14 protein-coding genes and 1 riboswitch are annotated in these 15,689 nt (G+C 59.7%); of the genes, 6 read left to right on the top strand and 8 right to left on the bottom strand.

Annotated features, from left to right (window positions below; translation table 11 throughout):
* Positions 1 to 209 precede the first annotated feature (209 nt).
* Both ACQY8Q_RS17715 and ACQY8Q_RS17710 read right to left on the bottom strand, forming a co-directional pair.
* On the bottom strand, positions 210 to 962 hold the full coding sequence (locus ACQY8Q_RS17715) for a crotonase/enoyl-CoA hydratase family protein (RefSeq protein ID WP_428427769.1): 753 nt from the start codon (positions 960 to 962) through the stop codon (positions 210 to 212).
* Between the two features lie 31 nt (positions 963 to 993).
* Positions 994 to 2,775, bottom strand: a complete 1,782-nt coding sequence (locus ACQY8Q_RS17710; protein ID WP_428427768.1) for an acyl-CoA dehydrogenase — start codon at positions 2,773 to 2,775, stop codon at positions 994 to 996.
* A gap of 204 nt (positions 2,776 to 2,979) precedes the next feature.
* On the opposite strand from ACQY8Q_RS17710, the gene ACQY8Q_RS17705 reads away from it, so the two are divergent.
* Complete coding sequence (locus ACQY8Q_RS17705; protein ID WP_428427767.1) at positions 2,980 to 3,972, top strand: transporter; 993 nt, start codon at positions 2,980 to 2,982, stop codon at positions 3,970 to 3,972.
* 64 nt (positions 3,973 to 4,036) lie between these two features.
* Here the strand turns inward: ACQY8Q_RS17705 and ACQY8Q_RS17700 are convergent, their stop codons facing one another.
* A complete protein-coding gene (locus tag ACQY8Q_RS17700) occupies positions 4,037 to 4,519 on the bottom strand; it encodes a BA14K family protein (RefSeq protein ID WP_428427766.1) in 483 nt (160 codons plus the stop codon).
* Between the two features lie 215 nt (positions 4,520 to 4,734).
* On the opposite strand from ACQY8Q_RS17700, the gene ACQY8Q_RS17695 reads away from it, so the two are divergent.
* From ACQY8Q_RS17695 to ACQY8Q_RS17685, 3 genes are all read left to right on the top strand, one after another.
* Positions 4,735 to 5,712: a glycoside hydrolase family 25 protein gene (locus ACQY8Q_RS17695; RefSeq protein WP_428427765.1), complete on the top strand. Its 978-nt coding sequence runs from the start codon at positions 4,735 to 4,737 to the stop codon at positions 5,710 to 5,712.
* A 130-nt stretch (positions 5,713 to 5,842) separates the two neighbouring features.
* Entirely contained in the window at positions 5,843 to 7,513 is a 1,671-nt protein-coding gene (locus ACQY8Q_RS17690) for a hypothetical protein (protein ID WP_428427764.1), read from the top strand.
* 228 nt (positions 7,514 to 7,741) lie between these two features.
* The gene (locus tag ACQY8Q_RS17685) at positions 7,742 to 9,364 is read left to right on the top strand and encodes a phosphoethanolamine transferase (protein ID WP_428427763.1); all 1,623 of its coding nucleotides are present in this window, start codon (positions 7,742 to 7,744) and stop codon (positions 9,362 to 9,364) included.
* A gap of 28 nt (positions 9,365 to 9,392) precedes the next feature.
* On the opposite strand, the gene ACQY8Q_RS17680 is transcribed toward ACQY8Q_RS17685, so the two are convergent.
* The 4 genes from ACQY8Q_RS17680 to ACQY8Q_RS17665 all read right to left on the bottom strand — a co-directional run bounded on the left by ACQY8Q_RS17680 (position 9,393) and on the right by ACQY8Q_RS17665 (position 12,676).
* Positions 9,393 to 9,608, bottom strand: coding sequence for a hypothetical protein (locus ACQY8Q_RS17680; protein ID WP_428427762.1), 216 nt, complete (start codon positions 9,606 to 9,608; stop codon positions 9,393 to 9,395).
* A gap of 171 nt (positions 9,609 to 9,779) precedes the next feature.
* Positions 9,780 to 10,877, bottom strand: coding sequence for a 2Fe-2S iron-sulfur cluster-binding protein (locus ACQY8Q_RS17675; protein WP_428427761.1), 1,098 nt, complete (start codon positions 10,875 to 10,877; stop codon positions 9,780 to 9,782).
* A gap of 1 nt (position 10,878) precedes the next feature.
* Positions 10,879 to 12,129, bottom strand: a complete 1,251-nt coding sequence (locus ACQY8Q_RS17670; protein ID WP_428427760.1) for an aromatic ring-hydroxylating oxygenase subunit alpha — start codon at positions 12,127 to 12,129, stop codon at positions 10,879 to 10,881.
* Between the two features lie 123 nt (positions 12,130 to 12,252).
* A riboswitch (cobalamin riboswitch) is annotated at positions 12,253 to 12,451 on the bottom strand.
* A gap of 3 nt (positions 12,452 to 12,454) precedes the next feature.
* Positions 12,455 to 12,676, bottom strand: a complete 222-nt coding sequence (locus ACQY8Q_RS17665; RefSeq protein WP_428427759.1) for a hypothetical protein — start codon at positions 12,674 to 12,676, stop codon at positions 12,455 to 12,457.
* A gap of 128 nt (positions 12,677 to 12,804) precedes the next feature.
* Here ACQY8Q_RS17665 and ACQY8Q_RS17660 point away from each other — a divergent pair, with 128 nt between their 5' ends.
* Positions 12,805 to 13,410: a DUF6656 family protein gene (locus ACQY8Q_RS17660; protein WP_113243100.1), complete on the top strand. Its 606-nt coding sequence runs from the start codon at positions 12,805 to 12,807 to the stop codon at positions 13,408 to 13,410.
* On the opposite strand, the gene ACQY8Q_RS17655 is transcribed toward ACQY8Q_RS17660, so the two are convergent.
* Entirely contained in the window at positions 13,411 to 14,472 is a 1,062-nt protein-coding gene (locus tag ACQY8Q_RS17655) for a diguanylate cyclase domain-containing protein (protein ID WP_428427758.1), read from the bottom strand.
* 238 nt (positions 14,473 to 14,710) lie between these two features.
* Here ACQY8Q_RS17655 and ACQY8Q_RS17650 point away from each other — a divergent pair, with 238 nt between their 5' ends.
* Positions 14,711 to 15,685 (top strand): L-threonylcarbamoyladenylate synthase, encoded by a 975-nt coding sequence (locus tag ACQY8Q_RS17650; protein ID WP_428427757.1) that lies wholly within the window; start codon positions 14,711 to 14,713, stop codon positions 15,683 to 15,685.
* The last annotated feature ends 4 nt before the right edge of the window (positions 15,686 to 15,689 follow it).

The raw sequence follows: 15,689 nt of genomic DNA, 5'->3' as shown, positions 1-15,689 counted from the left end.
CTACGGTCAGCTTCAGCCGCGTAGGCCCCCCTCTGTCACTTCGTGACATCTCCCCCACAAGGGGGGAGATCATTCTTGTCCCTTATTACCATCAAGTAAGTGACGCAGCGTGCAAACGACCAACCTCCCCCCTTGTGGGGGAGATGTCGGCGTCGCCGACAGAGGGGGGGCCGCAGGCTCTCAACTCATGTCAAGCAAACGACCGCCAATCAACGGCGCATAAAAGCCTCGAAGGCGGCGCGGGCTTCGGCGCTTTTCAACTGCGCGGCGAAGTGTTTTGCCTCTTCGTCGATGCGCGCAAGCACGTCGGAGCGGTCACCGCGAATGAGGTCGCGGGCGATGCGCAGGGCTTCCGGTGGCTTCTTCGCAAGGCTTGCGGCAAGCGACAGCACCTCTTCCTCGATGGCGTCAGCACCGGCGATCTTCCAGATCAGCCCGGCCTCCTGCGCCTCTGCGGCCGTGAATGGTTCGCCGGCGGCCAGAAGTGCAAAGGCGCGCTGATGACCGGCGATGCGCGGCACGATCAGGCTGGATGCCGCTTCCGGCACCAGCGCCAGATCGACGAAGGGCGTCTTGAAGGTCGAACGGTCAGAGGCGATCGTCAGGTCGCAATGGAGATGGATGGTGGTGCCGATGCCGATTGCCAGACCATCGACGCCGGAAACGATGGGCTTGGCCGCACTTGCCAACGCCTTGAGGAAGTCGATGACCTCCTGCCCCATCGATCCCCCCATGGCAAAGGCCATGAAATCAGCCATGTCGTTGCCGGCCGAAAAGCAGCCTTCGGTGCCGAGAAAGGCAGTGACGCGGATGGCATCGTCGGTTCCGGCGACGGTGAGCGCGTTGGCCATCTTGGCGTACATCGCCCGGGTGATGGCATTCTTCTTGGCCGGCCGGTTGAAGCGGATGACCTGAACGCCGGGATAGGCTTCGGGGCGCTCGATCAGAACATCATCGGTCATGGTCGTCTCCTTCGATCAGGCAAGTGTTCAATCAAGCAAGTGCGATACGGGCGCTGGCAAGGCTTGCAGCACCGGAAACGATGCTTGTCTTCAACGCCGCCGTTTCGGCCAACAGGTTTTCGGCGGCGAAACGGCACAGCGCGACGCGGACATCGCGGCCACCGTCCCCCACCTCAGCCAATCCACCCCTGGCGAGATAGACGCCCGTCAGGGTCAGGCCGAACAGCCGCTGATAGGCGGTGGCACCGGCAAGCGCGTCTGCGGATTTGCCTTCGGCAAGACGTGCCAAAAGCCATTCGGTCGTTTCCTCCAGATCGGCAATCGCATCGTCGAGACGGCTGCCGGTTTCGCCGAAATCGGCAAGGTTGGACGACCCGACCTCTTCGGCCACCGCCTTCAATTCGGCGATGAAGCCGCGCACATGGCCGCCGTCGGACAGCGGCAGCTTGCGGGTGACGAGATCGATCGCCTGGATACCATTGGTGCCTTCGTAGATCGGCGCGATGCGGGCGTCGCGCAGATAGCGCGCAGCACCAGTTTCCTCGATGAAGCCCATGCCGCCATGCACCTGGATACCCATTGAGGCGGCATCGACGCCGACATCGGTGCCGAAGGATTTGGCGATCGGGGTGAGCAAGCTGGAGCGCTCCTGCCAGTGGCGGGCCTCATCGCCTTGCGACACATGCGCCCGGTCGACTGCACGAGCACATGTCAGCGCGATGGCGCGGGCGCCCTGCGTCAGGGCCTTCATGGTCAAAAGTGTGCGGGCAATATCCGGATGCTCGATGATCGGGCTCATGCCGGTGCCCTTCCGGCCGGGCGCCTTGCCCTGCGTGCGCTCGCGGGCATAATTCAGTGCGTGCTGGGTGGCGGCATCGGCCATCGCCACGCCCTGTATGCCAACGGCAAGGCGAGCATTGTTCATCATCGTGAACATGCAGTTGAGACCCTTGTTCTCCTCGCCGACGAGATAACCGATGGCACCCTTCTCATCGCCGAACCGGCCATCACCATAGACCATGGTGCAGGTCGGCGAGGCATGGATGCCGAGCTTGTGTTCCAGTGAATGGCAGAACAGATCATTGCGGGCGCCAAGCGAGCCATCGTCATTGACGAGGAATTTCGGCACGAGGAACAGCGAGATTCCGCGCGTTCCCTCTGGCGCTCCGGCAATCCGCGCCAGCACCAGATGAACGATATTATCGGTGACCTCGTGGTCGCCCCAGGTGATGAAGATTTTCTGGCCGAAAATCCGGTACGTGCCGCCGTCGCGGCGCTCGGCGCGGGTCTTCAGCACGCCGAGATCGGAGCCGGCATGCGGTTCCGTCAGATTCATCGTGCCGGTCCATTCGCCGGAAATCATCTTGGCAAGGAAGGTCGATTTCAACGCTCCGGACCCATGTTTCTCAAGCGCATCGACGGCGCCCATGGTCAGCATCGGTGCCAGTGCAAAGGCCATCGATCCGGCGTTCCAGAACTCCATGGCGGCGATATGCAGCATATGCGGCAGCGCCTGGCCGCCGAACTCTTCCGGCGCCGTCAGGCTGTTCCAGCCGCCGGCCGCCCAGTTGCGATAGAGATCGGCCCAGCCATCCGGAATCTGTACCTTGCCATCGACGAGCTTTGCGCCCTGCCGGTCGCCGATATCGGCCAGCGGTGCCACCTCTTCGGTGGCAAAACGGCCGGCTTCACCGACGATCGCATCGACCAGATCCTCATCGAGGTCGCCAAACAGGCCTGCGGCCAGATCCTCACCGAGCCCGGCCACGTGCTTCAGCGTGAACAGAATTTCGTCAACCGGCGCTTTGTACATCTTGGTCTCCTCCCGCACTCACATGATAACATTGCCGTTCATCCGTCCAGCAATGGCTTGTTCGTTGATGTCGAAATTATTGATTTTTACGTAAACGTCAATATTCGATTGGGTGTCGTCATCACGGCTGGCAGATAGGCCTGTAACAAAACTGTCATGAAACCCGCATACAGCGAAGTCTGGCTTCTCCCGGAACAATGCCGCATGAATCTGATCTCGTCCGAAATACCGGGGCTCGTCTGGGCCTATCGTTTCCTGCCGGGCGAAAGCCGCTGCGTGCGGATCGCCGCCGATTCGTCGATCGACGCTCTGATGGAGGGGGATGGCTGGATCTGGCTGCATCTGGCGCTGAGCGATGCGCGCACCCCTGCCCTGATCGAGCGCATCACGACGCTGCCGCAAAGCGCGCTGTCGACGCTGACCAGCCATGACACGCAGGCGGCAGTGACCATTTCCGATGACATCGTCTATGGCACGCTGGTCGATTTCGAGCGCACCTTCGACGCCGAGACTAAAACCATCGGCTGGCTGCATTTTGCAGTCACCGAAAAGATCATCATCACCACGCGGCTGCATCCACTGCGCAGCATCGACCGGGTCAAGGCCGCCGTCGAAAAGAATGCCCGCTGCGCCCGGCCAATCGATCTGTTCGAGATGATGGTGGTCGAATTCCAGCGCACGCTGATCAGCCTGGTGCTGGAGCTGACCGAAGAACTCAACGTCATCGAGGACGATGTCTATGGCGAGGCGGGACACAACCACCAGCCGCGGCTGGCGCCGCTCCGTCGAACCGCCGTTCGGCTGCACCGGCACCTGCGCACATTGCTGGCGCTGCTGCGGCGGGCTGGAACCTCGGAAGAGGACGAAGTGCCGGAGGGCTTTATCGACGTCGCAGAACGCCTATCGGACAGGCTCGAAGCCGTCGACCGCGATGTGTTCGCGTTGCAGGAACGCGCCCGCCTGCTGCATGAAGAGATCGACAGCAAGCTCTCGTCGGAGACAAACCGCCATCTCTATATTCTCTCGCTGATGACAGCGTTCCTCTTGCCACCGACGCTGGTCACCGGCTTTTTCGGCATGAACACCAGCGGCCTTCCTTTCGCCGAAGGCATTCACGGCACACTGCTGGCGGGTTTTCTGATCATGATGTCGATGGGGGTGGCCTGGACGATCCTGAAGCGGATCGGAATTCTCTGATGCATAAAAAAATGGCCGGAGACAAAGTCCCCGGCTTGAAGTTCGTGCTGGTCAGTTGGTGACGTCAGTAGGGTGAATTGCACTGCCGGCGCGGACCATTGTTCGGCTGGTAGGTATTGTCGTAGGCACGATAGCTGCGATAGCGGTTGGCGCACCATTCGACATGGCTGCCACCGTAGCGGACGGGAGGCTGGGCAATCGCGCCGCCTATGATCGCACCGGCGGCAAACGCGCCGAGCGGGAACCACAGACCGTTATATTCGCGGTAACCGGGACGGTAGCGGTCATAGCCACGATGGCCGTTGTAATAGGAATATCCACCCCGGCGATAATAGCCGTTGCGATCATTGTTGTAGTGACGCCTGTTGTTGTAGCGGGGCCTGTACTGGCCATCGCCACGGCGGGTATATTGCACGGGTTCAACATTGGCCCGTTCGGCCTTGACCGGGATAGGGATCTGGGTGAAGGCCTGCGAAGGCGTAAACGACGTTGCCAGCAACAAGGCAGACAACGCGAGCGATGCCACCTTTAACTTGAAAACACCCATAGGGGCTCCTCCATCAATTGCTATCGGACAATATTGTCTTGGCGATGGAACGATTTGCAGGGGTCTTTGTTCCACGGCCACCACAACTAACCACGTCCAGGCAATACGCGCCAGACGTGTTATGCCGAGGATTGACGATAGACCACCATAGATGGCTCCAATCATCGCCCCTCGGTCTTAATCCTCCATTAACCATCTTTCCGCACCCTCTTCTGATGGAAAAGCGCCAGCGCATAGGATTGGGCAAGTTTTTCCGCCTCGCCGCGTTTCTCGGCGTCGCGCTGATCCCGAACGTAACATCGGCACGCGATGTCATGCCGTGGAAATCACCGGACCACGCACTGGTCATCGATGCCTACGAACTCAACATCATCGACTGGGATGCAATGCTGACGGACAAGCGCATTGCCGGCTTCATCTCCAAGGCATCCGACGGCCTGCCGGAGAGCTTTGATTGCACCGGCGATCACGCCGGCGACACCGTCGCGCACTGCAAGACGATGTGGCGCAAATACGCTGTCAGCCGCGAACTCTATCAGACACGCCGTCTGATCGCCCGGGCTAGCGGCCTGCTCTGGGGAGCCTACCATCTTGCCCGCCCCGGCAATCCTGTCGACCAGGCCAATCACTTTCTCGACTATGCCCAGCCGCGCGACGACGAACTGATGGCGCTGGACATCGAGGGCATCGATCCCGAAAAATACATGTCGCTCGAGGACGCCGCCATTTTTGCCGGCCATATCAAGACCCGCACCGGCCGTTACCCGATCCTCTATACCAATCACACCACCGCCAGATATGTCGCCGCCAACCGCGACCGCTTCCCGATCCTGTCGCGTCTGCCGCTGTGGTATGCCCGCTACAAGCCCGGCATCCGCAACGTCTTTCCGATGGGAAACTGGGATGATTATGCACTCTGGCAATTTTCCGCCGGCCCCAACTGCGGCAAGCAGCGCTGCCCTTACCGCGTCGCCGGAACGCTCCCGGATATCGATGTCAATGTCGCGGCCATGGATGCAAAGGCGCTGAAGGCCGTCTGGGCCAAAGGCGAACTGCTACCGGAAAAACCGTTCGACAAGCCTCTGCTGATCGCCTCGGGCAAAGCGGTATCCTTCTCGGGCGCCGGCATAGACGTTGACATGACTGTAACCGGATCGGTCGCCAAAATATCAATTCCGCTCGGCGTTCGCTAGAAATCGCCATTGCGGTGTCACCGTGAATTTACCATAAGGGCGGAAATGCCGTGTCCGGGGTGACCCTGTTTACCCGTTTTGCCGTATGAGACCGTAACACCAAGGCAATGACACTGCACATGATGGGCAGATGACCAAAAAGATCGAGATCAGCAGCAACCGCACCACGCCGGTGTCGGTACTTGAGACGGACAGTGTGTTTATCCTGAACAAGGGGATCACGCTCAGCACCTCTGCGACTGCCATTCTGGCCACCGGCACGGCAACGGCGCGCGACTTCTACGTCAACGGCACGGTGCTTTCGGCGTCCGGTTACGCTTTCCAGTTCGGCACGACGGCAGTGGCCGACAGCAAGAGCGAATTCGTCGTCAGCAAGTCCGGAAAGATCTCCGGCAAGGACTACGGCCTGAAGATCGACAGCGGCAGCCTGGAACTCGTCAATGACGGCACGGTTGCTGCGCGTCTGACAGCGATCACGGCAGCCGGGAAGGCAACACATCTCGTCAATACCGGCCTGATCGAATCCTCGGCTGGCATCGGCATCGCCTCATCCGGCAGCAGCGCCGTCATCATCAATCATGGCACCACCCATGCCGCCCTGAATGCCGTACAGCTGAGTGGCGTGTCAGTAGTGTTGACCAACAATGGCGAGCTGCGCTCCGACAAGGCATCGGCGATCTTTTCGAGCGGCAAATCAGCGATCTTGACCAATCACGGCACCGCGACCGCCTCTGGAACAACCATCGCCTCCTCCGGCGCCAATGCCAAGATTACCAATGACGGCGCGGTCATCTCGACAAAGGGCGGCGCCATCCTGGCAACGGGCGCCGTGGCGATCATCACCAATAGCGGCACGATTACAGCCCTCAAGAACGCCATCACGCTGACTGGTGATGATGGCAAGATCACCAATAACGGCCTGATCAAGGCTTCCGGCTACGCGATCTCCGTGTCCGCCGACGATACGATCATCACCAACAACAAGACGATCACGGCCGCCGGCGGCATCAAGGTGGCTGGCATAGGCGAAACGGTGACCAATTACGGCACCATCACCGGTACGCTCGCGTCACTTGCAACCATCGATTTTTCCGGTGCGAGCAAGGCGACCCTGCACAATGGCGGCCTGATCAAATCGGCCGGAACCGCGTTTCTGGGCGGCAACAGTGCCGATTCGCTGTTCAACCGGGGCACCATTACCGGCACGATCAACCTCGGCAATGGCAACGATTATTTCGACGGCACCGGCGGCAAGGTCAACGGCACGATCTACGGCGGCAAGGGCAACGACGTCTATGTGATCAGCGATGCGACGATCAAGCTCTCGGAGGCTGCCGGTGGTGGCACCGACCTCGTCAAGACAACGGTGTCCTTCACGCTCGGAAACAATTTCGAGAACCTGACGCTGAACGGCACGGCAGCCATCAACGGCACCGGCAATGCGCTGGCCAACCAGCTGCACGGCAACAGCGGCAAGAACATCATCGACGGCAAGGCTGGTAACGACATCATCTGGGGTCATGGCGGTGCCGACATCCTGACCGGTGGTGCAGGGGCCGACCAGTTCGTCTTTGCCACCAAGGACGGCAAGGACACGATTATCGACTTTACTGCTGCCGGTTCAAACCACGACATCCTCGACCTGACCGGCCTTGCCAGCATTACCGACTACAAGGACCTGGTTCAGAACCATATGAAACAGGTCGGCAGCGACGTCTATATCGATGGACTGAACGGCGACAGCATTCTCCTGAAGAACATCAAGATGGCGGCACTGCACGCCGGTGACTTTCTGTTCTGAGAGTGATCAGGGGCGCTGAACAGCGCCGCAGCTTCAACCTACACAGCACACCAAAGCGATACGGCTGCGCCTTTCATCTGCGCATTTGCAAGTGTTTTCAACCGAAACGCTACGCGACAGACGTTCAGCCTGCTGTCAGCCAATGAGCGCATGAGAAGGCACGTGTTGCCATCCCTGCCTTGATTGCCGGAGCCTGTGTTGAATTTTCGCTCTCTCAAGCGGCCTACCATGGGCAGCGTACCGCTGAGCCTGTTGGTCGCCCTCTTCATTCTGTGTCTCCAGAACCTGACGTTCTGGAACGAAGCCTTCTATGTGTTCGGCGGCTTCCATCTGGGCTTCTACACGTTTGTCGCGGCAGTGGCCCTGCTGGTCTTTGCGGGTATGGTGCTGTTTTCGGTCAAGTACCTGATCAAGCCGTTTCTGGTCTTCCTGCTGATCGCCGGGGCGATGTCCTCCTACTACACCGATTTCTTCGGTGTGGTGATCGACAAGGAAATGATCCGCAACGCGGTGGTGACGACGCCGCAGGAGGCCGGTCCTCTGATCACCGGCACGTTTCTGCTGCACATCCTCCTCTACGGCATTCTGCCATCGGTTCTGGTCTGCTTGGTCCGGATCAGACATCGTCCCTTCATCAGCAAATTCTTCGTGAATGTCGGGGTTATTGCGATTTGCCTGTCCTTGTGCATCGGGCTGATCCTCTCGAACTATTCGGGGATATCCTCGAACATCCGCGAGCATCGCGACATGATGGCCAAGCTGACGCCATTTTCCGCCCTCACCTCGGCGATCAGTCTGGGGGTCAGCGCCTATCGTGAGATCGGCATCGTCCGCGCACCGCTCGGCACAGACGCCAAACTCGGTCCCCTGTATGCACAGGCGAAAAAACCTGTCGTCACCATTATCGTCGCCGGCGAAACCGCCCGGGCCATGAACTTTTCCCTGAATGGCTATGACAGGGAAACCAACCCGGAACTGAAAACGCTGGGTGTCACCAACTTCACCAAAACCACCAGCTGCGGCACCGCGACGGCCGTATCGTTGCCCTGCATGTTTTCAGTCTATGGCAGAAAAGACTATTCCGACCGCAAGGCCCGCTCCACCGATACACTGATGGACGTTTTGCGCCGCGCCGGTGTTGACGGCTATTGGTGGGACAACAATACCGGCAGCAAGGGCATCGCCGACCTCATCAACTTTGCCAGCCTGACCAAGCAGAAGGATAGCCCGCTCTGCAAGGAAGACGGATGCCTGGACGACATTTTCCTCGGCAAGCTCGATGAAAAACTTGGCGGCTTGACCAAGAATACCGTCATCGTGCTGCACCAGCTCGGCAGTCACGGCCCGGCCTACTACCTGCGCTATCCGGAGGAGTTTCGGCGCTTCACGCCCGATTGCCGCACACCGCAGCTCTCCGATTGCTCGCGCGAAGAGATCGTCAACGCCTATGACAACTCGATCCTCTATACCGACCACAATCTCTCCGAGGTGATCAAGCTTCTGAAGAAGCATCAGGATACTGTCGATGGGGCGATGATCTATATGTCGGATCATGGCGAATCGCTCGGCGAGAACGGATTGTTCCTGCATGGCGCGCCCTACATGTTTGCGCCCGCAGAGCAGACACATGTGCCGTTCATCGCCTGGTTTTCCGACCAGTATGCCCAGTTGACGGGCCTCGACCGAAGCTGCCTTCAGACCTATGCCGACGCGCCGACCTCGCACGACAATCTGTTCCACACCGTGCTTGGGATGATGAACGTCGTCACCAAGGTCTACAATCCGGCGCTCGACGTGTTTGCCGCCTGCCGCTCGACGGCGGTAGCGAGCCCGGTCGTACCGGAATCGTAGAACCACAGTTGCGGCAATCCGGCCAGGTTCACGTGTTTCCGATGTCGATACGCGATTTTCCCGATCGGGGTATCTGGGGAATGTGGACCGGATGGGCGCGTTTGATATCTATGGTTGGCGGCATCGACAGTTCCGCCTCCAGAAGTGCCATCTCGATGAGGAACACAAGCATCTTCTTGTCGCTGCGTTCGGCGCTCATCTTCGAGGCTTGGAGAAGCTCATAAGTCAGATCTTTGGTTCGCATATGTCACGCCCCGTATCGATTGCACCTTGAGGCTAGGCCCCGCAACTTACGCGAAGCTTGCTACCGTGAAACATCCTATGATGGTGAATGCCCTTTTGCCGGGCTGCGGTTTGCTGGAGGTAGCGGGCGGCTATGCCGGGCAACTGTCAGCCGCCCGGCAATTCCGGCACATCACGCCTCGATCTGTACGTCACCGATCGGCCGCGAACAGCATGCCAAAATGTAGCCTTCGTCGATTTCGTCATCGAGGATACCGCCGTTGTGGTTCATCTCGACTTCTCCGGAAATCTTCATCACCCGGCAGGTACCGCACAGTCCGCCCTCGCAGGCAGCCCCGATGCGCACGCCAGCCAAGCGTGCCGTCTGCAGGATGGTCTGGCCGGGCTGACACTTGGCGTCCTTGCCGGCCATGGTGAAGGTCACGGTGGAGACCGCTGCCGCATCCGCTTCGCCAGCGCCAGCGCGAATGGCAAGTTCTGCCGGATCGGGCGCATTGGCCGGCTGAAAGCTCTCCTCGTGATAGCGGTTCATGTCGAAACCGACGCTTTCCAGCATTGATTTGACGCCGCGCATGAACGGTTCGGGGCCGCAGCAGAACACGGTACGCTCGCGGAAATCCGGCGCCAGCAGCGCCAGCTTCGACGTCTCGATACGGCCGCGCAGCCCGTGCCAGCTGTGACGCGGCGCATGGGTCTCGACGATGAAACCGAGATTGAGGTTCGGCATGTTACGGGAGATGTTTTCCAGCTCGTCGCGGAACAACAGATCGTCCGGCTGGCGGGCGCAGGAGAGGAAGGAAACATCGGTTTGCGGGGCGCAATCGGCCATCCAGCGGGTCATCGACATCATTGGCGTGATGCCGGAACCGGCCGAGATGAACAGATATTTTTCGCCGGGATGACGCACGAAGGAGAAATCGCCGAGCGGGCCGAAGGCCTTCAGCTTCATACCCGGCTTGAGGTTGTCGAACATCCAGCGTGTGCCGATGCTCGATGCCTGCGCCTTGACGGTGACGGCAACCGAAAACGGCCGCGATGGCGTCGAGGACAGCGTGTAGGTGCGCATCACCGGATCGTCTGGCGTCACCGGCAGTTCGAGCGTGACGAACTGGCCTGGCAGATAGCGGAACCAGCTGTCTTTGTCGGCCTTGAAGCCGAAGGTCATCACATCCGGCCCTTCGGCGGTGACGGAGATGCATTCCAGCAGTTGCTGCCGGTCATTAAACGGCTGCAACTCGTCGAAGTGCCGGAAGGATGAAGCAATCGTCATGTCAGGCGACCCGAACCAGAGGGGTGGAGATGGAGCTGCCCTGCAGGCGGTCCGCCAGGAAGTTGGTGTACCATTCGACGAACTGCATCACGCCGCCTTCGTGTTCCGGCGAATAGGGGCCGGGCTGATAGGCGGGCGAGCGGATGCCGAAGGCATTTTCCTCGACGATCTGGCGATCCTGGTCGTTGGTCTCGGTCCAGACATGCGTCAGTTCTTCAATATTGTAATCAACGCCTTCGACGGCATCCTTGTGCACCAGCCATTTGGTCGTCACCTGGGTGAGTTCGGGGCCAAGCGGCAGGACGCGGAAGGTGATGGCGTGATCGGCCAGCACATGGTTCCAGGTGCTCGGATAGTGGAACAACAACAGCGTGCCGATATGGCTCTGGCTGACATCGTCGGACAGCTGGCGCTGGACGGCGCGCTTGCCGGACATGGTGTAGCTTTCAGCCCCTTCGATCAGCGGCATGCGGGCGACGCGGAACTGGCCTTTGTGATCGATCTTGAACTCGCTCGGCAGGCCTGAGGCTTCGCAATGTGCCCAATGGGCGGCGATGACCGGATCGTCCTTGGCACCCTGCACGCCGGTTGCTGTTGGGGCTTCCGGATAGGTGCGGCAAAGTTCGGGGTGGTTTGCGGCGCAGTGGTAGCACTCGCGGTTGTTTTCCCAGACGAGTTTCCAGTTGCCCTTCTCGATGATCGTGCTTTCAAACGCGACCTTGGTGTCTTTCAGATTGTGGGGCGTCACATAGGACGACACCATGTCGCGCACGGGCTGGAAATCCATCGCCTCTTCCGCGAGGCAGATAAAGATATAGCCGCCGATGGTTTCGCAGTGGATCGGTTTCAGACCATGCTGGTTCTTGTCGAAGTCCTCGCCCATCTGGCGGGCGAACAGCAGCTTGCCATCCAGCTCATAGGTCCACTGGTGATAGGGACAGACGAGCTTGGCAGACGAGCCCTTGGCACCGGCGCAGACGCGCGAACCGCGATGGCGGCAGGAATTGTGCAGCGCCCGCACAGTACCGGTGCGGTCACGGACGATGACGACCGGATATTCGCCGACCTGGACGGTGAAATAATTGCCGGATTTCGGGATTTCGCAGTCATGGCCGATGAACAGCCAGTCCTTGTACCAGATCTCCTCCATATCGAGCCTGTAGAGATCGGGATCGGTGTAGAAGGCCTGTTCAAGGCTGTGTGTATCGCGCCGGTTCTTCAATGTGCGGAGGACTTCACTGCGGAGATCCATGGTCATTTCCTTGTGCTCGCCAACTTTTTTGAAAGTTGCAGCATACAGGAAAGGAACCGCCGGCGCGCCGGGAGAGCGCGTGGTTACAGTGGTTCTCCTTCCGGCTGCCCGCCGCAACCCAGATATCAATTTCATCACAAGGCTGGTTTCCGGGCTCTGGAGCTGTCCTTGCGGACGATCCCGGCGCCTTCCCGGATTTCTCCAGTGGCCTTTTGCCGAGGTTTCGCTCCACCACCGTTGCGGGGGCAGCGCCGGATTTCGACCGGCTTCCCAATTCTCCGCCCTTCCCTATAAAGACGGCACCTTGAGTGTCTTCATCTAATCCTCACGCCCGGAAAAACAGCCGCCAATTAACGACATCCGATTCCAGAAAGACGACACGCAACATATTGCTTGAGACCACAGTCCATCTGGCTATTTTATAAGCATAAACAACGTGATCTTCTGAATTTTCAGCAAAAGCCCGGTTTTCCGCGCAACGCTTCGGCAATCGGCTGCAATGCGGCCTCTTTGCGACATCGAACAGCGCCAATACTGGCGCAGTCATGCGCATATTTCGCGGCAAAAGGTTTAAGCTTGGCAAGACTGCATTAACCATAACACGTTAGCGTCATCTCACGAGCGATTACGCCCCGGAGTGCTTCGTCCGCATTCTGCGCATTTTGGTACAGGCCGATGTCAAACTTGAGATATTTCGATGCCGCCGCAGTCAAGAAGCCGGTTCCGGCGGCGAAGGCCGCGATCTATACCGAATTCCTGCGCACCGGGCGGATCAACCGGCACCAGCAGGAATGGAGTGCCGCTGAAAAGCGCTATCTGACCCACCAGGAGGTCGCCACCCGCACCGGCAAGAAGCTTGAAGCGGCCGGGACCGTGACGCATGACCGGATCAACGGCTTCCACCGCTCGATCCGTTTCCCGAAACTGCTGTTTCACCGCACGCTCGCCGATAGCCCGCATCTCGGCTACTGCCACGTCACCGCAGCGCGGACGAAATTCGCCAAGTTCGAGGACGTCCGCTGGTCGTTCTACATTGCCAACTTCTTCTCCGACATCGGCGACGACCAGCACTTTTTCGAGAAGATCAAACTCGGTTATTCGCGGATGTATTTTGCCGTCGCAACCGAGATGGATGCCGAGGCAGGCAAGCTGACTGTCAATCGCGCCGTGCACGACAATGGGCTGTTGTTTCGCACCCGTGACCCAAAGGAAGCACTGAAGAACGTGCTTCTGCTTGGCGCCCGCAACGAACAGCTTCGCAAGATCATCGGCAGCCTCTGATCACTGCTTGTAGATCAGCCAGTCGCGCCCGGGCGGCTGCTCGCTTTCGGCCCCATGAACGATCGTCTGGTCTCCACCCTTGCCCTGCGCCCTGCCGAGCGCCTTTTCCGCCGTACCGACAAGATCGAAAGCGTTGCTGGCATCATCCGACATGCATATGCCGACCGAAAGCGTGACGCAGCCGAGATCGCGGCCGGTTTTCGGATGTTTGAAATGCGTGCCGCGCAAGGCCGAGCGCAAAAGCGCCACAAGCCGCACCACCTCCCGCTCCTCGCCCGCGGTAACCAGAAAACCGAAACGGGTGCCGTCGAAACGGGCGACCAGTTCGCTTGACGGAAACGCCTGCTGGATAATCCCGCCGATATGCTTGGCCAACGGCTCCGCCAATGCGGCCGCCTGTTCGCCGGACAATCGCCGGCTGGTATCGGGTTCGGCAATGGCGATGCCGCAGGCAAGCGGCAGGTCGGGATCGGCGTAGACCTTGGCGAGCGCCTTGTTGAAGGCGCGGCGATTGGCAAGCCCGGTGACCGTATCTGAGAATTTCCGCGCTTCGAAGTCGGCAAGGTCCTTCTGGACACCGGCGATGACGGTGGATTGCGCGATGACGCTCTCTCCCAATTCGGCATTGTGCGACACCTGCCGTTCGGTGGCCCGCTTCAGCGCCTGGATGGAATTGGCAAGCGCCGCCTGGCTTGCGTCATCGGACACCACCAGCGCTTTCGTCGCCTCGCTGATCAACCGTCCATAATCATCAAGCTGGTCCTTTTCCCGCGACAGAAGGTTCATGAAATTGCTCATCTCGTCGCGCACGATCGTTGTCGATCGCGCCAGCACACTCGCCTCGTGATGATGCGGCAGATATTTGCGGCCAAGTTCGTCAAGCGCCGTTTGCGACTTGTATTTGCCGAGTGCGATGAACTCGCGGACCAGATCCGGATTGGCGCCGCCATAAGCCTCGTAGACAAGTTCATAATTCCTCGGAATGGCATCGATGCCCATCTGGTGCATGGCGGTGGCGATCCGCAGGGCAAGGTCGTTCGGCATGGATTTCTTGTTGGCCATAAGGGCTCCGGCTGAGTGCAGGATCGGACAGCTAACATGGCTGGCTTTCTCTGCCGCTAACCGGACCTGTCGCATTTTAGGAAACCTTAATTCCGGCTTTCGCGAAGCGGCACATGTGATGCCACTCTTCAGATCGCCAGCGAATGCGCTTGGCAACGTCCAGCTTCCCCCTGTAAAGGAAACCCCGGAGCGCCTGCCTGGCTTTTCAAAGACGGGCGCATTGACGTTTGGAAGCTTGATGGCGCTGATCATAGACACACGAACCGAGCCGGACCGCGCCTTGGCGGTCGCCTGCGAAACGCTCGGTGAAGGCCTGCCGGTCGCGATCCCGACAGAGACGGTCTATGGGCTGGCGGCCGACGCCACCAATCCCGATGCGATCAGCCGCATCTATGAAATGAAGGGCCGCCCGCGCTTCAATCCGCTAATCTGCCATGTCGCCGATTTTGCCATGGTAGAGGCACACGTCACCATCGATCCCCTATCTCGAAAGCTGGCCGAGGCCTTCTGGCCGGGGCCGCTGACGCTGATCCTGCCGATCAAACCGGAAAGCAGCGTGCATCCCCTGGCCTCCGCCGGTCTCGATACGCTTGGCATCCGCATGCCCGATGGTTTTTCACGAGAGGTCATCAAGCGCTTTGGCAGGCCCCTGGCAGCACCGAGCGCCAATACCTCCGGCAAAATCAGCCCGACCAGTGCAGCCCATGTCGAAGCCGATCTCGGCGACAAGCTGGCATTGATCCTTGATGCAGGTGCTGCCGAAATCGGGCTGGAATCGACTATCATCAAGGTCGAGGGTGATGAAATCCGGCTGCTGCGTCCAGGGGGCCTGGATATCGCCGATATTGAAGCCTTGACCGGCAAGAAGGTCGCAAGACCGGAAACGGCGGGCGCTGTGATCGAAGCGCCGGGCATGCTGGCGTCGCATTATGCGCCGGGTGCGGCAGTGCGGCTGAATGCTACCGACGTCAAGGACGGTGAAGCGCTTATCCGCTTCGGCGGCAAGCCTTTGCCGGGCGAGGAGAACGCCGTCGTCGTCCTTGATCTCAGCCCGTCAGCAAACCTGCGGGAAGCCGCGGCCAATCTGTTTGCCTTCATGAAACAGGCCGATGCGTCCGGCGCCAAAACCATTGCCTTCGGCACGATCCCCAACGAGGGTCTGGGCGAAGCAATCCTCGACCGGATCGAACGGGCTGCTGCCCCACGGGAATGACCCT

The organism is Pararhizobium sp., assembly GCF_965279435.1.
Classification (GTDB): domain Bacteria; phylum Pseudomonadota; class Alphaproteobacteria; order Rhizobiales; family Rhizobiaceae; genus Pararhizobium.
The sequence above is the reverse complement of the archived record's forward strand: the minus strand, read 5'-3'. Positions and strand labels throughout refer to the sequence as shown.

Excerpts from the sequence above, each read along its gene's own strand:
- ACQY8Q_RS17715 (WP_428427769.1), bottom strand. The coding sequence starts at position 962 with ATGACCGATGATGTTCTGATCGAGCGCCCCGAAGCCTATCCCGGCGTT.
- ACQY8Q_RS17710 (WP_428427768.1), bottom strand. The coding sequence starts at position 2,775 with ATGTACAAAGCGCCGGTTGACGAAATTCTGTTCACGCTGAAGCACGTG.
- ACQY8Q_RS17705 (WP_428427767.1), top strand. The coding sequence starts at position 2,980 with ATGAATCTGATCTCGTCCGAAATACCGGGGCTCGTCTGGGCCTATCGT.
- ACQY8Q_RS17700 (WP_428427766.1), bottom strand. The coding sequence starts at position 4,519 with ATGGGTGTTTTCAAGTTAAAGGTGGCATCGCTCGCGTTGTCTGCCTTG.
- ACQY8Q_RS17695 (WP_428427765.1), top strand. The coding sequence starts at position 4,735 with ATGGAAAAGCGCCAGCGCATAGGATTGGGCAAGTTTTTCCGCCTCGCC.
- ACQY8Q_RS17690 (WP_428427764.1), top strand. The coding sequence starts at position 5,843 with ATGACCAAAAAGATCGAGATCAGCAGCAACCGCACCACGCCGGTGTCG.
- ACQY8Q_RS17685 (WP_428427763.1), top strand. The coding sequence starts at position 7,742 with ATGGGCAGCGTACCGCTGAGCCTGTTGGTCGCCCTCTTCATTCTGTGT.
- ACQY8Q_RS17680 (WP_428427762.1), bottom strand. The coding sequence starts at position 9,608 with ATGCGAACCAAAGATCTGACTTATGAGCTTCTCCAAGCCTCGAAGATG.
- ACQY8Q_RS17675 (WP_428427761.1), bottom strand. The coding sequence starts at position 10,877 with ATGACGATTGCTTCATCCTTCCGGCACTTCGACGAGTTGCAGCCGTTT.
- ACQY8Q_RS17670 (WP_428427760.1), bottom strand. The coding sequence starts at position 12,129 with ATGGATCTCCGCAGTGAAGTCCTCCGCACATTGAAGAACCGGCGCGAT.
- ACQY8Q_RS17665 (WP_428427759.1), bottom strand. The coding sequence starts at position 12,676 with ATGACTGCGCCAGTATTGGCGCTGTTCGATGTCGCAAAGAGGCCGCAT.
- ACQY8Q_RS17660 (WP_113243100.1), top strand. The coding sequence starts at position 12,805 with ATGTCAAACTTGAGATATTTCGATGCCGCCGCAGTCAAGAAGCCGGTT.
- ACQY8Q_RS17655 (WP_428427758.1), bottom strand. The coding sequence starts at position 14,472 with ATGGCCAACAAGAAATCCATGCCGAACGACCTTGCCCTGCGGATCGCC.
- ACQY8Q_RS17650 (WP_428427757.1), top strand. The coding sequence starts at position 14,711 with ATGGCGCTGATCATAGACACACGAACCGAGCCGGACCGCGCCTTGGCG.